Annotated in this window: 16 protein-coding genes and 1 tRNA gene; 4 read left to right on the plus strand and 13 right to left on the minus strand. The window is 72.0% G+C overall.

Going from position 1 to position 18,233, the window contains the following annotated elements; genetic code table 11:
• Nucleotides 1-58: 58 nt before the first annotated feature.
• The gene (locus DCW30_RS06215; RefSeq protein ID WP_422125968.1) at nucleotides 59-1,156 is read right to left on the minus strand and encodes an SPFH domain-containing protein; all 1,098 of its coding nucleotides are present in this window, start codon (nucleotides 1,154-1,156) and stop codon (nucleotides 59-61) included.
• Nucleotides 1,157-1,780: 624 nt separating this feature from the next.
• On the opposite strand from DCW30_RS06215, the gene DCW30_RS06220 reads away from it, so the two are divergent.
• The 4 genes from DCW30_RS06220 to glxA all read left to right on the plus strand — a co-directional run bounded on the left by DCW30_RS06220 (nucleotide 1,781) and on the right by glxA (nucleotide 6,914).
• Nucleotides 1,781-1,854: transfer RNA gene (locus DCW30_RS06220), tRNA-Lys, on the plus strand.
• A gap of 111 nt (nucleotides 1,855-1,965) precedes the next feature.
• Entirely contained in the window at nucleotides 1,966-2,679 is a 714-nt protein-coding gene (locus DCW30_RS06225; protein WP_076686015.1) for a FadR/GntR family transcriptional regulator, read from the plus strand.
• A gap of 300 nt (nucleotides 2,680-2,979) precedes the next feature.
• Entirely contained in the window at nucleotides 2,980-4,980 is a 2,001-nt protein-coding gene (locus tag DCW30_RS06230; protein WP_076686013.1) for a glycosyltransferase family 2 protein, read from the plus strand.
• The gene (gene glxA, locus DCW30_RS06235; RefSeq protein ID WP_076686011.1) at nucleotides 4,977-6,914 is read left to right on the plus strand and encodes a radical copper oxidase GlxA; all 1,938 of its coding nucleotides are present in this window, start codon (nucleotides 4,977-4,979) and stop codon (nucleotides 6,912-6,914) included. The genes DCW30_RS06230 and glxA overlap by 4 nt, the downstream gene beginning before the upstream one ends.
• A gap of 119 nt (nucleotides 6,915-7,033) precedes the next feature.
• Here the strand turns inward: glxA and DCW30_RS06240 are convergent, their stop codons facing one another.
• The 12 genes from DCW30_RS06240 to DCW30_RS06295 all read right to left on the minus strand — a co-directional run bounded on the left by DCW30_RS06240 (nucleotide 7,034) and on the right by DCW30_RS06295 (nucleotide 18,020).
• The gene (locus tag DCW30_RS06240; protein ID WP_076686009.1) at nucleotides 7,034-8,065 is read right to left on the minus strand and encodes a glycoside hydrolase family 6 protein; all 1,032 of its coding nucleotides are present in this window, start codon (nucleotides 8,063-8,065) and stop codon (nucleotides 7,034-7,036) included.
• Nucleotides 8,066-8,254: 189 nt separating this feature from the next.
• On the minus strand, nucleotides 8,255-8,920 hold the full coding sequence (locus DCW30_RS06245) for a class F sortase (RefSeq protein WP_076686007.1): 666 nt from the start codon (nucleotides 8,918-8,920) through the stop codon (nucleotides 8,255-8,257).
• Nucleotides 8,921-8,935: 15 nt separating this feature from the next.
• Complete coding sequence (locus DCW30_RS06250; protein ID WP_076686006.1) at nucleotides 8,936-9,490, minus strand: hypothetical protein; 555 nt, start codon at nucleotides 9,488-9,490, stop codon at nucleotides 8,936-8,938.
• An 85-nt stretch (nucleotides 9,491-9,575) separates the two neighbouring features.
• Nucleotides 9,576-10,355, minus strand: coding sequence for an HAD-IIA family hydrolase (locus tag DCW30_RS06255; protein ID WP_062779153.1), 780 nt, complete (start codon nucleotides 10,353-10,355; stop codon nucleotides 9,576-9,578).
• A 132-nt stretch (nucleotides 10,356-10,487) separates the two neighbouring features.
• Nucleotides 10,488-11,558 (minus strand): 2-aminoethylphosphonate ABC transporter substrate-binding protein, encoded by a 1,071-nt coding sequence (locus tag DCW30_RS06260; RefSeq protein ID WP_076686004.1) that lies wholly within the window; start codon nucleotides 11,556-11,558, stop codon nucleotides 10,488-10,490.
• A gap of 45 nt (nucleotides 11,559-11,603) precedes the next feature.
• Entirely contained in the window at nucleotides 11,604-12,419 is an 816-nt protein-coding gene (locus DCW30_RS06265) for an ABC transporter permease (RefSeq protein WP_076686002.1), read from the minus strand.
• On the minus strand, nucleotides 12,406-13,269 hold the full coding sequence (locus tag DCW30_RS06270; RefSeq protein ID WP_076685999.1) for a 2-aminoethylphosphonate ABC transporter permease subunit: 864 nt from the start codon (nucleotides 13,267-13,269) through the stop codon (nucleotides 12,406-12,408). The genes DCW30_RS06265 and DCW30_RS06270 overlap by 14 nt, the downstream gene beginning before the upstream one ends.
• The gene (locus tag DCW30_RS06275) at nucleotides 13,262-14,356 is read right to left on the minus strand and encodes an ABC transporter ATP-binding protein (protein ID WP_076685997.1); all 1,095 of its coding nucleotides are present in this window, start codon (nucleotides 14,354-14,356) and stop codon (nucleotides 13,262-13,264) included. The genes DCW30_RS06270 and DCW30_RS06275 overlap by 8 nt, the downstream gene beginning before the upstream one ends.
• The gene (locus DCW30_RS06280; RefSeq protein WP_076685995.1) at nucleotides 14,353-15,135 is read right to left on the minus strand and encodes a phosphonatase-like hydrolase; all 783 of its coding nucleotides are present in this window, start codon (nucleotides 15,133-15,135) and stop codon (nucleotides 14,353-14,355) included. Before DCW30_RS06280 ends, DCW30_RS06275 begins: the two co-directional genes overlap by 4 nt.
• Before the next feature lie 17 nt (nucleotides 15,136-15,152).
• Nucleotides 15,153-16,277, minus strand: coding sequence for a TIGR03364 family FAD-dependent oxidoreductase (locus tag DCW30_RS06285; RefSeq protein WP_076685994.1), 1,125 nt, complete (start codon nucleotides 16,275-16,277; stop codon nucleotides 15,153-15,155).
• 143 nt (nucleotides 16,278-16,420) lie between these two features.
• Entirely contained in the window at nucleotides 16,421-17,203 is a 783-nt protein-coding gene (locus tag DCW30_RS06290) for a GntR family transcriptional regulator (RefSeq protein ID WP_232626691.1), read from the minus strand.
• 34 nt (nucleotides 17,204-17,237) lie between these two features.
• A complete protein-coding gene (locus tag DCW30_RS06295; RefSeq protein ID WP_076685992.1) occupies nucleotides 17,238-18,020 on the minus strand; it encodes a hypothetical protein in 783 nt (260 codons plus the stop codon).
• Between the last annotated feature and the right edge of the window lie 213 nt (nucleotides 18,021-18,233).

An 18,233-nucleotide genomic window follows, 5' to 3' on the forward strand; every position in this document is an offset into this window, starting at 1 on the left:
GAGGGGCGGCGCCAGGCAGCGGCGCGGCGCCACCGGAAGCGGCGGTCGGGGCGGGCGCCTACTTCTGCTCTCCGCGGCCCGTGCAGAACGCCACCGTCAGGTCCTTGACCAGGGCCTTGCGTTCGCCTTCGTCGAGCACGAGACCGCGGGTGGCGAGCCGCGTCACGGTGTCCTCGACCGAGTCGACCACCGAGGTCAGCACGGAGTCGCGGTGCCGGGCGTCGAGCGCGGCGACCCTGCGGCGCCGCATCGCGTCCGCCACCTCGGGCGCGTACTCGATACGGGTCGGCTGCGCCGAGAAGATCTGCACGCCGACCGCGTCGGTGTCGGCCGCGAGCGCCCGGGTCAGCGTGGAGCCGACCGCGTCGGCGTCCCGCAGGGTCTGGCCGTCCTCCTGGAAGGCGTCGGCGGGCAGCCGTGAGAGGACCCGGGCGGTGGTGGCCTCCACGCACTCCCGCAGGTACTGCTCGTGGTCCGCGACCGAGAGCGTCGCCCGCGCGGGGTCCCTGACCCGCCACACCACGAGGACGACGACGCGCAGCGCGACCCCGCAGCGGTCCACCACCGGCATCGGCTCACTCCGCCAGTGCCGCAGACGCACGTCCACGCGGCGGCGGAGCAGCAGGGGGTTCACCCAGAGGAGGCCGGTGCGGCGGACGGTGCCGCGGTAGCGGCCGAAGAGGCTGAGCACCCAGGCGCCGCCGGCCCTCCCCCGCGCCAGGCCGCCGAAGCCGAAGAGGCCGAGCGCCCCGGAGCCCGCGAGCGAGGCCCACTGCCTGGCCCCGAGTCCGGCGCCCGCGCCCCCGGGCAGCCCCGTCACACGCAGCACGGGGTCGGGCAGGACCCCGGCCCACCACAGCGAGAGCCCGCACCCGGCGACGCCGGCGCAACCGCCGAGCACTCCGGCGAGGCCGGGCAGCACGCGGCCCCGCCGCTCGACGACCGCCACGTCGACCTCGGGCACGGTCCGCGCGATCGGCGCCGCGGGGGCGGCCCCGGGGTGCCGCGCGGTCCGGGGGTGCTCACCGTCTCTCCGCCCGCGCCGTCCCACGGCGGCCGGCGGGGAGGCGCCCGCCGCGCCGGCGGCCTCCGCGGCGTCCCGGAAGAGAAGGTGCAGCGGGATCTCGGTGGTCGCCTCACTGTGGATCACCCGCACGCCTTGCGGTCTCGGGGGGTGCGGGGCGTGGGTGACCTGGGTGACAGGCAGGTTCTGCGTGACAGGCGGGACGTGCGCGGCAGCCGGGACGTGATCGGCAGGCTGTGCCTGGGCGACAGACGGGACGTGCGCGGCAGCCGGGACGTGATCGGCAGGCTGTGCCTGGGCGACAGACGGGACGTGAGCGGTAGGCAGGGCCTGGGTGACAGACGGGACGTGATCGGCAGGCAGGGCCGGTGCGGCGGGCGGGACCGTCGCGTGTGCGGCTCGCGGGGGCCGTCCCTCCGCGGCGGGGTCCGGGACCAGGCCCTCGGGGGCCTCGACCGCCGGGGACTGGGACTGTGAAGCCGCCGTCGCGCTCATCCGTGCCTCCGCCTCATACGTGCCTCGATCTCATCCACCCCACCGGCCACGGCCCACCCGGATTCCGGAGCCGCCCGCGATTGATCAGCGCTGGACCTCGACGAAGACTGCTCGCGCATCCGCACGTGCGCCAGTGTCGCAACTCAGGACAAATGTCGCATGTCGACGGCCCGAATGACGGAAGGGACCGCCCGGCGCCCCCGGCCGCGTCCATGGTTCGGGGCACCCCCGCGCATCCGGTAGAGTTCTCCAGGTCAGCAGGCGCCGCTAGCTCAGTTGGTTAGAGCAGCTGACTCTTAATCAGCGGGTCCGGGGTTCGAGTCCCTGGCGGCGCACAGACAGCGAAGGCCCTCCGTTCACACGGAGGGCCTTCGTCGTAGGCGCGGCGAGCCGATCCACCGCCGCGGACGAGCCGCCCCCCGTACGCCTACCGCTACGGTTGCGCCATGGCGCGCGACATCCAGGAGCGGATCAAGAAGCTCATCATCGATTCCAGGCTGCCCTCCGGGGCCTCGCTGCCCACCGAGCCGGAGCTGATGGAGCGCCTCGGGGTCAGCAGGAACTCCGTACGGGAGGCGCTCAAGGCGCTCCAGGCGATGGGCATCGTGGAGATCCGCCATGGCTTCGGCACCTATGTCGGCCCCATGTCGGTCGCCCCGATGATCGAAGGCCTCGCCTTCCGCACGGTCGCGGGCCACTACCGCGGCGAGGACAGCCTGCTCCAGCTCCTGGAGCTGCGCGAAGCCGTCGAGACCGGCCTGATCGCGCGCCTCGCGGGCCGGGTCCCGGAGGCCGACCTCGCCGAACTCGACGCCCTGGTGGCGCGCATGGAGGCCGAGGCCGCCGGCGCGGAGGGCGGCGTGCGCGCCGAGACCGACCGCGCTTTTCACGCCACGCTCTACCGCGGGCTGGGAAACCTGCTGCTCGGTGAGGTCCTGGAGGCGTTCTGGGACGCCTTCCACAAGGTCCGCACGGATCTGGTGGACGTGCCGCAGGACCCGAAGGTCACCTGCCGGCAGCACCGGGAGATCCTGGAGGCCGTCCGCTCGGGGGACGCCCTGCGGGCGGAACAGGCCATAAGGGAGCACTTCGGCAACATCCGCACCCGCCTGGGCACACCTGTCCCAGCAGAGCACTCACATCGCTCGTATGACCGGTAAACCCCTTGTATCGCTCTTGCGATCATGCCTTGGGGCGTAGAACCCTGTTCGAGAGCCACTGGCTTTCATGAGGCGGACGATTCGGGGCGCTCGGGGGCTCGCCGGTCCGCGCGACAAGGCAGGGATGGGGGTCCCGTTCGTGTCGCGATGCCTAGGGGGGCATCATGCAACCGGAAGGTTGTCGTTCCATGTCTAAGGGGACGGTGGCCTGCCACTGATGCGTCGATGGGGGTCGGAGGGGACCCGCGTCGGCGGAAGGACCAACGAACGCGCGGGGGACCGCGTGCGGGGGGATGACTCATGACGTCGACGCCGACGGGCGCGCGGCAGAACGACCCGTCAGAAACGACCCAGCTCAGGACCGTCTCACAGCGGACGGGCGGGTTCCGGAGAATCAAGAGAACCCTGCCGCGGTACGACTACGAGCACTACAGCCGGCTCGCCGGGCCGCTGACCCGTCCCGACCCGAGCAAGCCGTACAAGGTGAAGTACCGCTCGCTGCTCTCGCAGGAGCCGCACAAGATACGGGCCGCGCTGATGCTGGGCGCGGCCCCGCTGCTCTCGCTGGTCCTGCTGGGCTGGCTGCTGCAGCCCGAGCACTGGACGAAGCGCGACTACGTGGCCAACGACTGGCTGCCGGTGCTCGACGTCGTCATGCTCATATCGATCGGCCTGATCGAGTTCTTCCGCTGCATGAACGTCCTCTCCAACGCGCACGCGACGCTCGTCGCCCGCGACCCGATACCCGTGGTGCCCGAGACCGGCACCCGAGTCGCCTTCCTCACCTCCTTCGTGCCCGGCAAGGAGCCGATCGGGATGGTGACGAAGACCCTTGAGGCCGCGGTCAAGATCCGGCACCGCGGCACGATGCACGTCTGGCTCCTCGACGAGGGTGACGACCCGGAGGTCAAGGAGGTCTGCCGGCGGCTCGGCGTGCACCACTTCTCCCGCAAGGGCGTGGCGAAGTGGAACATGACGAAGGGCCCGCACCGTGCCAAGACCAAGCACGGCAACTACAACGCCTGGCTCGACGCGCACGGCGACGACTACGACTACTTCGCCTCCGTCGACACCGACCACATCCCGATGCCGAACTACCTGGAGCGGATGCTCGGGTTCTTCCGCGACGAGAACGTCGGCTTCGTCATCGGCCCCCAGGTGTACGGCAACTACGACAACTTCGTCACCAAGGCCGCCGAGTCGCAGCAGTTCCTCTTCCACGCGCTGATCCAGCGGGCGGGCAACGCCTACGGCGCCCCGATGTTCGTCGGCACCTCCAACGCGGTGCGCATCAAGGCCCTGAAGCAGATCGGCGGCCTGTACGACTCGATCACCGAGGACATGGCGACGGGCTTCGAGATCCACCGCGCCACCAACCCGGCGACCGGCAAGAAGTGGAAGTCGGTCTACACCCCCGACGTCCTCGCGGTCGGTGAGGGCCCCAACGCCTGGACGGACTTCTTCACCCAGCAGCTGCGCTGGTCGCGGGGGACGTACGAGACGATCCTCAAGCAGTTCTGGAAGGCGCCGTTCTCGCTGCCGCCCGGCCGCCTCTTCAACTACACGATGATGGTCATCTTCTACCCGATGTCCGCCATGAACTGGATCCTGGCCGCGCTGAGCTGCGCGCTGTTCCTGGGCCTCGGCGCGTCCGGCGTGAACATCGACCCGACCATCTGGCTGATGCTGTACGGCAACGCCTCGGCGCTGCAGATCGGCCTCTACATCTGGAACCGGCGGCACAACGTCTCCCCGCACGAGCCCGAGGGCTCCGGCGGTGTGGCGGGCATGGTGATGTCGGCCCTCTCGGCGCCGATCTACGCGCGCTCACTCCTCGACGCGGCCCTGCGCCGCAAGAGCAAGTTCGTGGTGACCCCCAAGGGCGATTCGGCGAGCCCGGACACGCTGTCCGGGACCTTCCGCATCCACCTGTTCTTCATTCTGGTCTTCGGCGCCTCGATGGCCGCCTCCTTCGTGTACGGGCACGCGCACCCCGCGATGATCACCTGGGCCACGTTCGCCCTCCTGATCACGGCGGCGCCGATCTTCGCGTGGCGCTGGGGCATGCGGCAGGAGAAGAAGAAGCGCAAGGCCGGCGCCGGAGCGGGCCCTGCGGGGCCGCCGTCCGGGTCGGGTCCGGCCGCCGCTCTGCCGCGCGACGCCACGGCGCCCCTGCCCCAGGCCCAGCAGCCGGCCCCCGCGGGCGGACGGCACGCCGCCCCGCACGCGCCCCAGCAGAAGCCGACCTGGGCATCGCACGACCAGACCATGCAGATTTCCCTTGGGGGACGTAAGAAATGACAGACCGTTCCAGCCGCCGCCGTGCCCGCCGCATCGCGATAGGCGCGGCGGTCGTCGTCGCGCTGGCAGGCATGAACGGCCCGTGGCTGTGGCGCGTGGGCTCGGAGAAGTACCACGACTACAAGATCAACCAGCCGGAGTACAAGGCGGACAACGGCCACTGGGAGATCGTGGACTTCCCCGAGGAGTACCGGCAGAACACGATCCACGCGGCCCTGCTGCACACCGGCAAGGTGCTGCTCGTCGCGGGGTCGGGCAACAACCAGAAGAACTTCGACGCGAAGAAGTTCGACACCCGGCTCTGGGACCCGGTCAAGGGGACTGTCAAGAAGATCCCGACGCCCACCGACCTGTTCTGCACCGGCCACACCCAGCTCGGCAACGGCAACCTGCTCATCGCGGGCGGCACGCAGCGCTACGAGAAGCTGAAGGGCGACATCACCAAGGCCGGCGGTCTGATGATCGTCCACAACGAGGACCCGGACGAGCCGAAGACGATCCCTGCGGGGACGAAGTTCACCGGCAAGAAGAACGGCAAGACCTTCGTCTCCGCGGACAACATCCTCGTCGAGAAGGCGAAGAAGGTCTTCGACAAGCAGACCGGCAGGTTCCTGCGGACCGAGCCCGGCCTCGGCCGGGTCTACGTCGAGGCGGCCAAGAGCGGCGCCAAGTACGAGACGGGCACCCAGGACAACTACCGCGTCCAGGGCCTGAAGGGCTCCGACACCCGCAACGTCTACGGCATGGCGCAGAAGCTCGCCCTGGACAAGAAGGACTTCCAGGGGATCAAGGACACCTTCGAGTTCGACCCGGTGGCCGAGCGGTACATCAAGGTCGACCCGATGAACGAGGCGCGCTGGTACCCCACGCTGACCACGCTCAGCGACGGCAAGGTCCTCTCCACCTCCGGCCTGGACGAGATCGGCCAGCTCGTCCCCGGCAAGAACGAGGTGTACGACCCGAAGACCAAGAAGTGGAGGTACACCAAGGGCATCCGGCAGTTCCCGACCTACCCGGCGATCTTCCAGATGACCGACGGCAAGCTCTTCTACTCCGGGTCGAACGCGGGCTACGGCCCCGACGACGTCGGCCGCAAGCCCGGCATCTGGGACCTGGAGACCAACAAGTGGAAGGGCATCCCGGGCCTGAGCGACCCCGAGTTGATGGAGACCTCGGGCACGGTGGAGCTGCCGCCCGCCCAGGACCAGAAGTACATGGTGGTCGGCGGCGGCGGTGTCGGCGAGTCCAAGGAGTCGAGCGACAAGACCCGGATCGTCGACCTGAAGGCGGACGACCCCAGGTTCGTGGACGGCCCCGAGTTGGAGAAGGGCACGCGCTACCCGCAGATATCGACGCTGCCGGACGACACCGTGCTGATCTCCGGCGGTTCCGAGGACTACCGCGGGCGCAGCGACTCCAACATCCACCAGGCCCGCATCTACGACGCCGGGACCGGCGAGATGCGGCGGGTCGCCGACCCGGAGGTGGGCCGCAACTACCACTCGGGGTCGATCCTGCTGCCCGACGGGCGCGTGATGTTCTTCGGCTCCGACTCGCTCTACGCCGACAAGGCCAACACGAAGCCCGGCGTGTTCGAGCAGCGCATCGAGATCTACACGCCGCCGTACCTGTACCACGGCTCGCGGCCCACGCTGGGCAAGGGCCCGAGGAACATCGAGCGGGGCGGCAGCGGGACCTTCCCGACGAAGCACTCCTCCGCCATCAAGTCGGCGCGGCTCATCAAGCCGAGCGCCTCCACGCACGTCACGGACATCGACCAGACGTCGATCGCGCTCGACCTGAAGAAGTCGCCCGGCAAGGTCACGGTCACCGTCCCGAAGAACCGCAGCCTGGTGGAGACCGGCTGGTACATGCTCTTCGTCACGGACGACCAGGGCACGCCGAGCAAGGCCCAGTGGGTCCACGTGCCGTAGACAACGCCCCCCGGGGGGGCGCGCGCTCGGCCCGCGAAAAGCCGCAGACGCCTCCGCGTGGATCTCCGGCAGAGGCGTCTGCGGCTCTTGCGTGGTCGCTCGCGCGGTTCCCCGCGCCCCTAGTCGGCGGCCTTGGCCAGGCCCAGTGCGTACTCGGGCCACCACTCGCCTGCCTTCGGCCCGCCCCTGCACGTGCCGTCGGACTCACCGGGCCGCTTGACCCACAGGTACGCGTCGATGAGCGGGTCGGAGGTCTTCGTCGTGGGCACCTCACCCAGCGCGCGGCCCGGCGGGTTGCACCAGGGGTCCTTGCCCTTGGTGTAGGGGCCGTTGCCGTTGCGCGCCGTGTCGATGACGAACGGCTTCCCGCCGATCTTCGCCGACAGCTTCTTGCCGAACTCGGCGCTCGCCCCGGTCGTCTGGAAGTTGGAGACGTTCACCGAGAAGCCGTCGGCCTGCTCGACGCCCGACCACTTCAGGGGCTCCCAGAGCGAGTCCGGGTTCTTCCAGCCCGCGTTGCCCGCGTCCAGGTACACCTTGGTGTTCTTCAGGGACTTGAGCTTGCCGATGGCGCCCTTGAGGAGGTCGTAGCGCTCCTCGTGGAACTGCTCCGGCGTGCAGTTGTCGACCATGTGGAGCACGGCGTCCGGCTCCAGGATGACGGTGGCCCTGCGGTCGCCGATGCCCTTGGCCACCTGGTCGATGAAGGCCCGGTAGGCGTTGCCGTCGGCCGCGCCGCCACCGGAGTACTGGCCGCAGTCGCGGTGCGGGATGTTGTAGAGGACGAGCAGGGCGTCACGATCGGCCTCGGCCGCGGCCTCGGTGAAGCCGCGGGCCTGCTCCTCCGCGTTCTCCGGGACGATCCACTCGGCGACGGGCTGCTCGGCGATCTTCCTTATCAGCGCGGCGTCTTCCTTCTTGCCGTCCTTCTCGTAGGCGGCGACCTGCTTGGCCGCGTTCCCCTCCGGGTTGACCCAGTACGGGTCCTTGCCCTTGGGCTGCTGTTCGACCGGCGCGCCCGAGGCGCTGCCCGGGTCGTCGTCGGAGGAGGAGCACGCGGAAAGAAGCAGCGCGGCCCCCACCAGCGCCGCTCCCGTCCTCACCCCCCTGGCCGCGAAAACGCGTCCGCGGCCGGTGCCTTTGCGGTACATCCACTCCCCCTTGGGTGCACTGTCGGTGACTCAATCCTGACATACGCCTCCCCTGCCCACGAGGCCCGTCCGTCCGGCGTGAGGCCCTGTGGAAGAGCTGTTACCGAGGACGCCGGCAACGGGTGCCACCTGCGGTGATACCGGAGTGACGGAGGGTGCGAGCGGGCCGCCGCCCCCGGCGAGGACGGCCTAGCGGCGCACCCCCGTCAGGTACGCCGAGACGATCACGTTGGCCGTGTACGTGTGGGCGGCCCTGTCGAAGGCGCCGCCGCAGGTGATCAGGCGCAGCTCCGCGCGGTCCTCCTCGCGGGGGCCGTAGGCCCGCGCCGCGTCGAAGCGTTCGCGGGTGACGACCTCGACGTCGTCGACCGTGAACTCCGCGGTCGTGCCGTCGTCGCGGGCCACCCTGATCTTCTGTCCCGGGCGCACCGCGCTGAGGTCGTAGAAGACCGCGGGCCTGGTCCTCGTGTCGACGTGGCCGACGAAGAGGGCCACGCCGGGGGTGCCGGGGCGGGTGCCGCCGCCGTACCAGCCGACGGTGTCGGCCTCCTCGAAGGGCGGCGGGTCGATGGCGCCGTCGGGGTCGAGGCCGCGGGCGCTCACCGGGGCCTCGATGCCGAGGGCCGGCACGTCGACGCGGTGCGGCCGGGCCGGGGCCAGCGGCGCGTGGCCGCGCGGCAGTTCGACGCCGAGGGGGCGGCCGACCGCCGCCACGTCGCCCGTGGCGGGTGCGACGAGGCCGCCGCCCAGCGCGGAGAGGCCGCTGCCGCCCAAGCCGAGGCCCGCGAGGAGCACCGCCCAGGCGACCCCGGTGAGGAGGCGCCCGCGCCCGGCTGGGGGTGCGTCACCGGACATGGTCACGTCCGCCCGTCACTCGGGGCGGCGCCGTCGGACGCTGCGGAAGGCCACGGCGACGGCCGCCGCACCGGCGAGGACCAGGCCGACCACGGCGTGCCGGGCGCCGGGCCCCGCCTCCGAGGCGTCGTCCGCGTCGTCGGAGGTGTGCGCCGTGATCCTGCCGGCGCCGCCGCCCCCGGCCTTGGCCGGGGCCTTTGGCGCCGGGTCGTGGTCCGCCACGCCGACCTTGCCCACGCCCTGGTGCGGGTGGCCGTCGCAGATGACGGTCAGTTCGAACGTGCCCGTCAGGCCCTGTCTGATCCTGGCGCCGCCGGTCAGCGTCCGGGAGCCGTCGCCGGGCCCGGTGAGCGCGGCGTCCTCCTCGAAGGCCCCGGACCCCGCCGACCCCGTCGTGCCCTCGCACCCCGAGACGCTCACCTCCACGGTGGCGCCGGGCGCGGCGCTCGCCGGGGCCACCTCGGCCCGTACGGAGTCCTGGTCGTGGGCCCGGGCCGCGCCGCCCGGCAGCACCATGGCCAGGGCCACGGCCGCGGGGGCGGCGCGCAGAGCTATGGGACCTATGCACATCGTGAACCTCCTGCTCCGAGGTTCACGCGCGGTGCGCGCCACCGCCCACCGGTGTGTGGCAAACGGGTCGTGCCCGGCCGCGTTCCTAGATCCGGTCGACGAGGTCGGCGATGGAGTCCACGACGGTGGAGGGCCGGAAGGGGTACTGGTCGATGCCGTCGCGGGACGTCAGTCCGGTGAGGACGAGGAACGTCTCCATCCCGGCCTCGAGCCCGGCCAGGACGTCGGTGTCCATGCGGTCGCCGATCATGGCGCTGGTCTCGGAGTGCGCGCCGATGGCGTTGAGCCCGGTGCGCATCATCAGGGGGTTCGGCTTGCCGGCGAAGTACGGCTTCTTGCCGGTCGCCTTGGTGATCAGCGCGGCGACGGCGCCCGTGGCGGGCAGCGGCCCCTCGGTGGAGGGCCCGGTCTCGTCGGGGTTGGTGCAGATGAAGCGGGCCCCGCCGTTGATGAGGCGCACGGCCTTGGTCATGGCCTCGAAGGAGTAGGTGCGGGTCTCGCCGAGGACCACGTAGTCGGGGTCGTGGTCGGTCAGGACGTACCCGATGTCGTGCAGCGCGGTGGTCAGGCCCGCCTCGCCGATGACGTAGGCGGTGCCGCCGGGGCGCTGGTCCTCCAGGAACTTCGCGGTGGCGAGCGCGGAGGTCCAGATGTTCTCCACGGGCACGTCGAGGCCCATGCGGTTCAGCCGGGCCTGGAGGTCGCGCGCGGTGTAGATGGAGTTGTTGGTGAGCACGAGGAAGGGCCTGCCGGACTCACGCAGCTTCTTGATGAAGGCGTCGGCACCCGGGATCGGGACGCCCTCGTGGATCAGCACGCCGTCCATGTCCGTGAGCCACGATTCGATGGGCTTGCGCTCTGCCATGGGGTGCACTCCTGCGGTCTGCGAGGTCTGAGGGGCGCCGGGACAGCGCTGTGCCGACGCCCCCAGCCTAAACAGGAAGCGGTGATCTTGACCCCGCCGATCTCGTTCGGACTCCGGCGGGCTCCCGCCCGGTCAGCTTCCCGTCGCCGACTTCCAGTCCTCCACGTACGAGGTGAGGTTCTCGGAGATGTCCGTCCAGTCCGGCTCGAAGACCTCGACGCCCTCGATGATCCGGTCGAGGGCGATCGCGTCGGCGTCGGTGGCCTTGACGTCCTTGCGGGCCGCGAAGCCGCCGCCGACCGAGCTGACCTGGGCCTGCGCCTCACGGCTGAGGAGGTGGTCCAGGAACTTCTTCGCGTTCGCGTTGTGGGGGGCCTTGGTGACCAGGCCCGCCGCGTACGGCAGCGCGAACGTCGTCGGCTTGCCGCCCTCCTTGGCGGGGAACCAGATGCGGAGGTTGGGCATGTCCTTGGACTGCGCGTAGTTCATCTGGACATCGCCGTTGGCGGCGAGCAGTTCGCCCTTGTCGACCTTCGGCGCGAGCTTGCCCGTGGAGGCGGACGGGCCGACGTTGTTGCTCTGGAGCTTCTTCAGGTACGCCATCGCCGGCTTCGTGCCGCCGAAGTCGTGCATGGCCTTGATGAGCACGGCCGTCCCGTCGCCCGCGACGCCGGGCGTGGAGTACTGCACCTTGTTCTTGTACGTGTCCTCGGTGAGGTCCTCCCAGGTCTTGGGGGCCTTGCCGCCCGGCAGTTCCTTCTTGTTGTGGATGAAGCCGAAGTAGTTGTTCACGACGGCGGTCCACTTGCCGCCGGCGCCCTTGGCGGAGCCGTCGACCTCCTCGGAGCCCTCGGGCTCGTAGGACTGGAGGAGGCCCTTGTCGTCGGCCTGCTGGATGAAGGGCGGCAGCGTGATCAGGACGTCGGCCTGGGTGTTGGACTTCTCGCGGACGGCGCGCTGCACCATCTCCCCCGAGCCGCCCTCGACGTATTTCACCTTGATCCCGGTCTTCTTCTCGAAGTCCTTGAAGACCTGGTCGTACCAGCCGTCGCCGTTCTCGCCCCTGAGGCCGTCGGCGCTGTAGACGGTGACGACCTTGTCGTCGGACGCGGCCGAACCGCTGCCGCACGCGGTGAGCGATCCTGCGAGCACGAGGGCGCCGGTGACGGCGGCGAGCGTTCTGGTCTGCGGGGCACGGGACATGACGTGGGGTACTCCTTGCGGGCGAGCGGGCGGATGAGGGGCGGGTCAGCGGTAGGAGGCGCGGGTGCGGACGCGGGAGACGGCGAGGAGCACCAGCAGGGTCGCCGCCATCAGGACGACGGCGACGGCGGCTCCGGTGAACGTCGAGCCGCGGTCGGTGGCCGCGTAGATCCGCACCGGGAGCGGCGTCCAGTCGGGCGGGTAGAGCATCATCGTGGCGCTCAGCTCGCCCATGGAGAGCGCGAAGCAGAGCCCGGCGGCCGCGCTCAGGGAGGGCAGCAGCAGCGGCAGCTTCACCTTCCACAGGACGTACGAGGGCCTGGCGCCGAGCGAGGCGGCGGCCTGTTCGTACGCCGGGTCGAGCCGCGCGAGGGCGGCCGAGACCGACTGGTGGGCGAAGGCGGTGACGAGGACGGCGTGGGCGAGGACGACGATCCACCGGGTGCCGTTGAGGAGCATCGGCGGTTCGCTGAACGCGACGAGGACCGCGAGCCCGACGACGACCGAGGGCACCGCGACCGGCAGCACGAAGAGCGTGTCGAGCACCCTCCCGGCGAACCGGGACCACCGGGGGCCCTGCTTCAGCGAGGCGGCGGCGAGCGCGGCCCAGGTCCCGGCGGCGAGCGCGAGGAGGCTCGCGGTGACGGCGGTGACCAGGCTGGTGGTGAGGGCCTGGAGGGATTCCCCGCGGGTGGCCGCCGCGTAGTGCCCGGTGGTGAGGCCGGAGGGGAAGGCTCCCGACCAGTGGGCGGAGAAGGAGGCCGCGAGGATCACCAGGAGCGGCAGCGCGAAGAGGGGCAGGAAGAGGACGGCGAAGAGGGCCCAGGCGGCCCACCTGCCGCCGCGGCTATGCACCAGCACGGCGGCTCACCACCCGGTAGAGGCCGTAGAGGCCGACGGAGATCGCGATGTTGACGACGGCGACGACGCAGGCCGCCGGGTAGTCGGATTCCAGGATCGCCTTGCCGTAGACGAGCGTCGGCAGGGTGGTGACGCCCTTGGCGCCGGTGAAGAGCACGATGCCGAACTCGTTCAGGCACATGACGAGGACGAGGCTGCCGCCGGCGGCGAGCGCGGGCAGCGCCTCGGGCAGGATGACGCGGCGCACGATCCTGGCGGGCTTCGCGCCGAGGCTGGAGGCCACTTCGAGCTGGGCCGTGTCGAGCTGCGAGAACGCGGCGAGCAGCGGGCGCAGCACGAACGGCGTGAAGTACGTGATCTCCGCGAGGAGCACGCCCCACGGCGTCGTCAGGAACTGGAAGGGCCCCTCGGCGGCCCCCGTCGCGTCGGTCCAGATGCCGTTGGCCATGCCCTTGGCGCCGTAGACGAAGAGCAGGGCGAGGGTGATGAGGAAGGACGGGAAGGAGAGGAAGACGTCGATGAACCGGGAGACGGCCCTAGCGCCGGGGAACGGCACGAAGGCGATGACCAGCGCGAGCGCGAACCCGAGCACCAGGCATCCGACGGTCGACCCGAGCGCCAGCCACACGGTGGTGACGAGGGCCTCCCGGAAGGCCTCGGAGGCGAAGACGTCCGCGTAGGGCTTGAGGGAGGTCCCCCCGGTGTCCGGCCGCACGGACTGCTGCACGACGAGGGCGAGCGGATAGAGGAAGACGAGCCCGAGCACGGCGACGGGCGGCAGGGCCCACACCCAGCGGGGCACGGCACGGGGCAGCCGCGCGGGGGCCGCGGCGAGCGTGGCGCTAGCCATCGGCGGCCACCCCCGCCCTCCTGGACGCGGCCGCGCCCTCGGACACGGCCGCGGTGAGCAGGACCGCGTCCTCCGGGGCGAAGTGCACGGTGACCTGGTCGCCGATGCCGGGCGGGGTGCGCAGTTCGCGGACGTCCGCCTTGATCCGCTCCCCGGCCACGTCGACGTACAGCCGGTGCGTGGCGCCCCGCCACTGGACCTCGCTGACCCGGCCGGTGAGCGCGTTGGGCCCGTCGCCGAGGCCCACGAGGTGCGGGCGGACGCACAGCGTGGCGGTCGCGCCGGGCGCGACGCCGCCCGTGTCGACCTTCAGCTCGGCCCCGCCGAGCAAGGCGGCGCCCGCGCCCGCGGTGACCGGCAGGAGGTTCGCGTTGCCGACGAACGAGGCCGTGAACTCCGTGCGGGGCGTCCGGTAGAGCTCCTGCGGGGTGCCGCAGTCCTGGAGCCTGGCCCGGTCCATGACGGCGATGCGGTCCGCCAGGGTCAGCGCCTCGACCTGGTCGTGGGTGACGTACAGGATGGAGACGTCCGGCAGTTCCCTGTGCAGCCGGGCGAGTTCGGCGAGCATGCCCGAGCGGAGCTGTGCGTCGAGCGCGGACAGCGGCTCGTCGAGGAGGAGCACCCCGGGCCTGATGGCCAGGGCCCGCGCGATGGCGACGCGCTGCTGCTGGCCGCCGGACAGCTCGCGCGGGTACCGCTCCGCGTAGGCGCCCATGCCCGTCATCTCCAGGGCCTCGGCGACCCGCCCGGGGATCTCGGCCTTGGCGGCCTTCTGGGCCCGCAGGCCGAAGGCCACGTTGTCCTTGACCCGCAGGTGCGGGAAGAGCGCGTACTGCTGGACGACCATGCCGATGCCCCGCCGGTGCGGCGGCAGCCCGGTGACGTCGGTCCCGCCGATGAACACCCGCCCCGACGCGGGCCGCACGAACCCCGCGACGGCCCGCAGCGCGGTCGTCTTGCCGGACCCGGAGGGCCCGAGCAGGGCCATGACCTCGCCGGGTTCGACGGTCAGGTCCAGCGCGTGGAGGACGGTGTTGCCGTCGTAGGCGACGGAGACCCGGTCGAAGCGGATGCCGCTGCCGCTCATGTCCGCTCCCGGGCGAGCGGGGCGGGGGACCCGGGTGCGGCGGGCGACGCCAGCAGCGCGGGCAGTCCGGCGACCGAGGACAGGACGTGGGTGGCGCCGTGTTCCCGCAGCGCGGCCTCGCCGTGGGCGCCGGTCAGCACGCCCGCGACGACACCGGCCCCGGCCCGCACGCCGCTCGTCATGTCGTACGCGGTGTCGCCCACGACGGCGACCTCCCGCACGTCCGCGACGGCCCCGGTCCGCAGGAAGGCGCTGAGCACCATGTCCGGGTAGGGCCGGCCGCGACCGCCCGCGTCGGCGGGGCAGAGGGTCAGCTCGACGAGGTCGCGCCAGCCGAGCGCGTCCAGGATGGCGTCCTGCGTGACGCGGGCGAAGCCGGTGGTCAGGACCACCGTCAGCCCGGCGGCCCGCAACGCCTCGACGGCTTCCCGCGCCCCGGGGACCGGGGCGATCCGGCCGCCGTCGACCAGCTCTCCGTACGCCTTCTCGAACGCGGTGTTGGCCCGCCGTGCGAGCGCCTCCTCGCCGAACAGGTGCCGGAACACGGAGATCTTGGACTCGCCCATCGTGGCGCGTACGTAGTCCAGCATCTCGGCGTGGTCCGCGGAGCCCGGCTCGACGCCGAGCTCTCCGGCGGCGGCGGAGAAGGCCTGCTCGACGAGCCCCCCGTCGGCGACGGTCGTCCCGGCCATGTCGAGCACGACGAGCCCGACGCGCCGCTGGTCCGGCGTCACCCCGGTCACGTTCGTGGTCGCCTGCGTGGGCGCCTGTGCGCTCATCTCCCTGGTCACCTTCCTCACCAGCCCAACTCGTCCGCGGTCCGCTCGGCGATGGCCGGCGAGCAGGTCATGCCGCGCCCGCCGGGCCCGGTGACCAGCCACACCCCCGCGCGCACCTCCTGGCGGTGGACGACACGGCTGGTGTCGACGCACTGCGCGTACACCCCGGCCCAGCGCCGCCTGATCTTCGGCAGCGGGCGTCCGAGGAAGCCCTCGACGACCTTGGTGAGGTGGTCGTAGGGGTCTTCGAGGGTGTCGAAGGCGAAGGGGTGCTCGTACTCGTGGGTGTCGCCGATGGTCAGGCCGCCGTCGGCGCGCTGCACCATCAGGAGCTGCATCTTGTGCGCGGCGGCGGTCGGCGTCTGCGCCTGCTCGGCGTTGAGCACGTCGAGCGCGGGCGAGGCGTACGCCGGGTAGTACCGGAAGCTGTCCGCGTCCGCCACGGACGTCGTGAGCTTCTCGCCGAGCGGTTCGGTCTGCATCATCTGCAGCCGGACGCGGCGCACGGGCAGGTCGGGCCCCGCCAGTTCGCGCACGAGGCCGCCGAGCCAGGCGCCGGTGGCGAGGACGACGACGTCACCGCCGTGCACCTCCCCGTGGTCGTCCCGTACCGCGCCCGCGCCGACGACCTCGCGGACCTCGCGGTCGGGCAGGAACGTGTAGCCGGGCGACGCCAGCAGCGCCTCCCGCAGCCGGAGCTGGGCGGTGCGGGGCTCCACGGCGGCGTCCCGCTCGCACCACAGGGCGGCGAGGAAGTCGCCGCGCAGGGCCGGGTTGAGGGCGCGCGCCTCGTCGGCGGTGAGCAGCTTGTAGCCGCGGGCCGCCGCGTCGGGCCTGGCGAGCGCGGCCTCGGCGACCGCGCGTTCACGCTCGTCGCGTACGAGGGTCAGCGACCCGTTGGCCCGGAAGCCGATGCCCGGCACGCGCTCGCCGATGCCCTCCCACAGCTCGCGGGCGCGCAGCGCGGTGTCGAGCTCCTCGCCGCCCGCGCGCCCGCTCACCCATATCTGTCCGAAGTTGCGCAGGGAGGCCCCCCGGGCCTCGCTCTCGCGCTCGATCTGTACGACCTCGTGGCCGCGTTCCACTGCGTGCCAGGCGTGCATGGTTCCCACCACGCCGGCTCCTACGACGATGACTCTCACGGCGGCAACGCTCCTGCCGCCGGGTGGCACGGACGGGACCGCGCGGCAACGGGACGGTTAACGGGTCATCAAGCTTGGACTAGACCCGTTATGCTTCCGTTATCTCTAAGGTGACGTGAGCCGTGCCGGTGCGGCTCCGCGCGCTAACCGCTGCCCTCGGCGAGCCGTGTGGTGAAGGAGAACCGGTCGCCCCGGTACAGGGTGCGGACCCGCTCCAGGGGGCGGCCCGCCGTGTCGCGGGAGAGCCGGTGGATGAGCAGCATGGGCAGCGCGGGGGGCGTTCCGATGAGCAGGGCCTCGCGCGGCGTGGCGAGGACCGTCTCGATCCGTTCGTCGGCGTCGCCGAAGGCGATGCCGAGCCCGTCGCGGAGGTAGTCGTAGAAGGACGAGTCCGGTGCGAAGTCGGCGTCGAGGCGGGGCACGCGGGCCACGGAGACGTAGGTGCTCTCCAGGCCGACCCGTTCCTCGTCCGCGAGCAGCACGCGCTCCATGTGCCAGGCCGGTTCGCCGGGCGCGGCCCCGATCTCGGCGGCGAGCGCGGGCGGGCACGGGAAGCGGTCGAGCGAGATGAGGGCACGGCCCGGCGTCCGCCCCTGCCGCCGCACGCCCTCGGTGTAGCTCGCGAGCGACAGCGGCTGCTCCAGCTTGGGCCCGGCGGCGACCGTGCCGCGCCCCTGCCTGCGCAGCCGCCCTTCCAGGAGCAGTTCGCGCAGCGCCTGGCGCACGGTCTCCCGCGCCACCTCGTACCGCAGGGCCAGATCCCGCTCGGCGGGCAGCGCCTGGCCCTCGCCCAACTCGTCCACGAGGGCGGAGATCCTGGCCTTGACGGCGTAGTACTTCGGGATGCGCCCGTGCTCGGGGATGCCGGAGCGGATGGGCGCGCCCGGCGCGTGGCCGAGCGGGTGGGCGGGGTTCAGTTGATCCACCCGGGGATGTTCGCAGACGTACGTGAACAGCGGGTCAGCGGTTTCCGCCGGCCGTCCCGCCGCGGTGGCGGCGGGCGCCCGCGATGAGGGCGGCGCCGCCCAGGACGAGGATGCCGGCGGCGCCGCCGAGGGCGATCAGGAACCGCTCGCCGGTCTGCGCGAGCTGGTCGGCGGAGAGGATCGCGGGGGCGTCGGGCTCGATGTCGAAGGTGTACGGGTTGGACTCGCCGACCCAGTCGCCGTCGTTCTTCTTGCGCTGGACGAGGGCGGCGGTGGCCGTGACGCCCCCGGCGGGGGCGTCGCCGGTGAAGCCCATGCGCACCTTGGCCGTGACGGTCTCGCCGGACTTGACCGTGAAGCCGCCGAACCCGTGGTCGAAGACGCCGACGTTCTCTCTCTGGTCGGTCCTGTGGAACGCCACGGGGTGCCAGCGGGAGCCGTCGTGGAATTCGAGCCGGATGTGCTCGGGGCGCAGCGAACGCTCCTCGCCGACCAGGACGACGAGGGGGTGGACGCGGTCGCAGGGCTCGCCGGTGGCGTTGGTGAGGGCGACCGACCACTCCTGTTCGCCGCCGCCCGGCCGGTAGGTGCGGGGGCCCTCGGGGATGCGGGCGTCGATGGGGAAGTCCGCGCGGTCGGCCGGGGCGCAGCTGGGTTCGTACCCGGCGAGCGGGCCGGGGCGCGCGGGCGCCGGGGCCACGACCGTGCTCTCCCCCGCTCGGGCGGGCGCGCCGAGGACGGCGACGGCGAGGCTGAGGGCGAGGGCGAGGGCGACGGCGGTGGCCACGCCGGAGGCGGGGGAAGTGCACAGGCGCATGTGTGACCTTTGCGGGACGGACCGCCGAGCGCATCCCGTCGGATGTACGGAAAACGGCACCGCGGACGACGTTCGTACGGGCCACCGCCGACCCGGCGGGACACGGCCGGGGCCTTGCGGTGACGGGGGTGCCCCCCTCCCGGAACATGCCCCGCCGGGCCCCCCGCGCCGCGCCCGCCCATCGCTTTGCCCCCGATCGGCCGCCGCCCGACC

This window comes from Streptomyces alfalfae, from assembly GCF_004127445.1.
GTDB lineage: Bacteria > Actinomycetota > Actinomycetes > Streptomycetales > Streptomycetaceae > Streptomyces > Streptomyces alfalfae.

Excerpts from the sequence above, each read along its gene's own strand:
- DCW30_RS06225 (WP_076686015.1), top strand. The coding sequence starts at position 1,966 with ATGGCGCGCGACATCCAGGAGCGGATCAAGAAGCTCATCATCGATTCC.
- DCW30_RS06230 (WP_076686013.1), top strand. The coding sequence starts at position 2,980 with ATGACGTCGACGCCGACGGGCGCGCGGCAGAACGACCCGTCAGAAACG.
- glxA (WP_076686011.1), top strand. The coding sequence starts at position 4,977 with ATGACAGACCGTTCCAGCCGCCGCCGTGCCCGCCGCATCGCGATAGGC.
- DCW30_RS06240 (WP_076686009.1), bottom strand. The coding sequence starts at position 8,065 with ATGTACCGCAAAGGCACCGGCCGCGGACGCGTTTTCGCGGCCAGGGGG.
- DCW30_RS06245 (WP_076686007.1), bottom strand. The coding sequence starts at position 8,920 with ATGTCCGGTGACGCACCCCCAGCCGGGCGCGGGCGCCTCCTCACCGGG.
- DCW30_RS06250 (WP_076686006.1), bottom strand. The coding sequence starts at position 9,490 with ATGTGCATAGGTCCCATAGCTCTGCGCGCCGCCCCCGCGGCCGTGGCC.
- DCW30_RS06255 (WP_062779153.1), bottom strand. The coding sequence starts at position 10,355 with ATGGCAGAGCGCAAGCCCATCGAATCGTGGCTCACGGACATGGACGGC.
- DCW30_RS06260 (WP_076686004.1), bottom strand. The coding sequence starts at position 11,558 with ATGTCCCGTGCCCCGCAGACCAGAACGCTCGCCGCCGTCACCGGCGCC.
- DCW30_RS06270 (WP_076685999.1), bottom strand. The coding sequence starts at position 13,269 with ATGGCTAGCGCCACGCTCGCCGCGGCCCCCGCGCGGCTGCCCCGTGCC.
- DCW30_RS06275 (WP_076685997.1), bottom strand. The coding sequence starts at position 14,356 with ATGAGCGGCAGCGGCATCCGCTTCGACCGGGTCTCCGTCGCCTACGAC.
- DCW30_RS06280 (WP_076685995.1), bottom strand. The coding sequence starts at position 15,135 with ATGAGCGCACAGGCGCCCACGCAGGCGACCACGAACGTGACCGGGGTG.
- DCW30_RS06295 (WP_076685992.1), bottom strand. The coding sequence starts at position 18,020 with ATGCGCCTGTGCACTTCCCCCGCCTCCGGCGTGGCCACCGCCGTCGCC.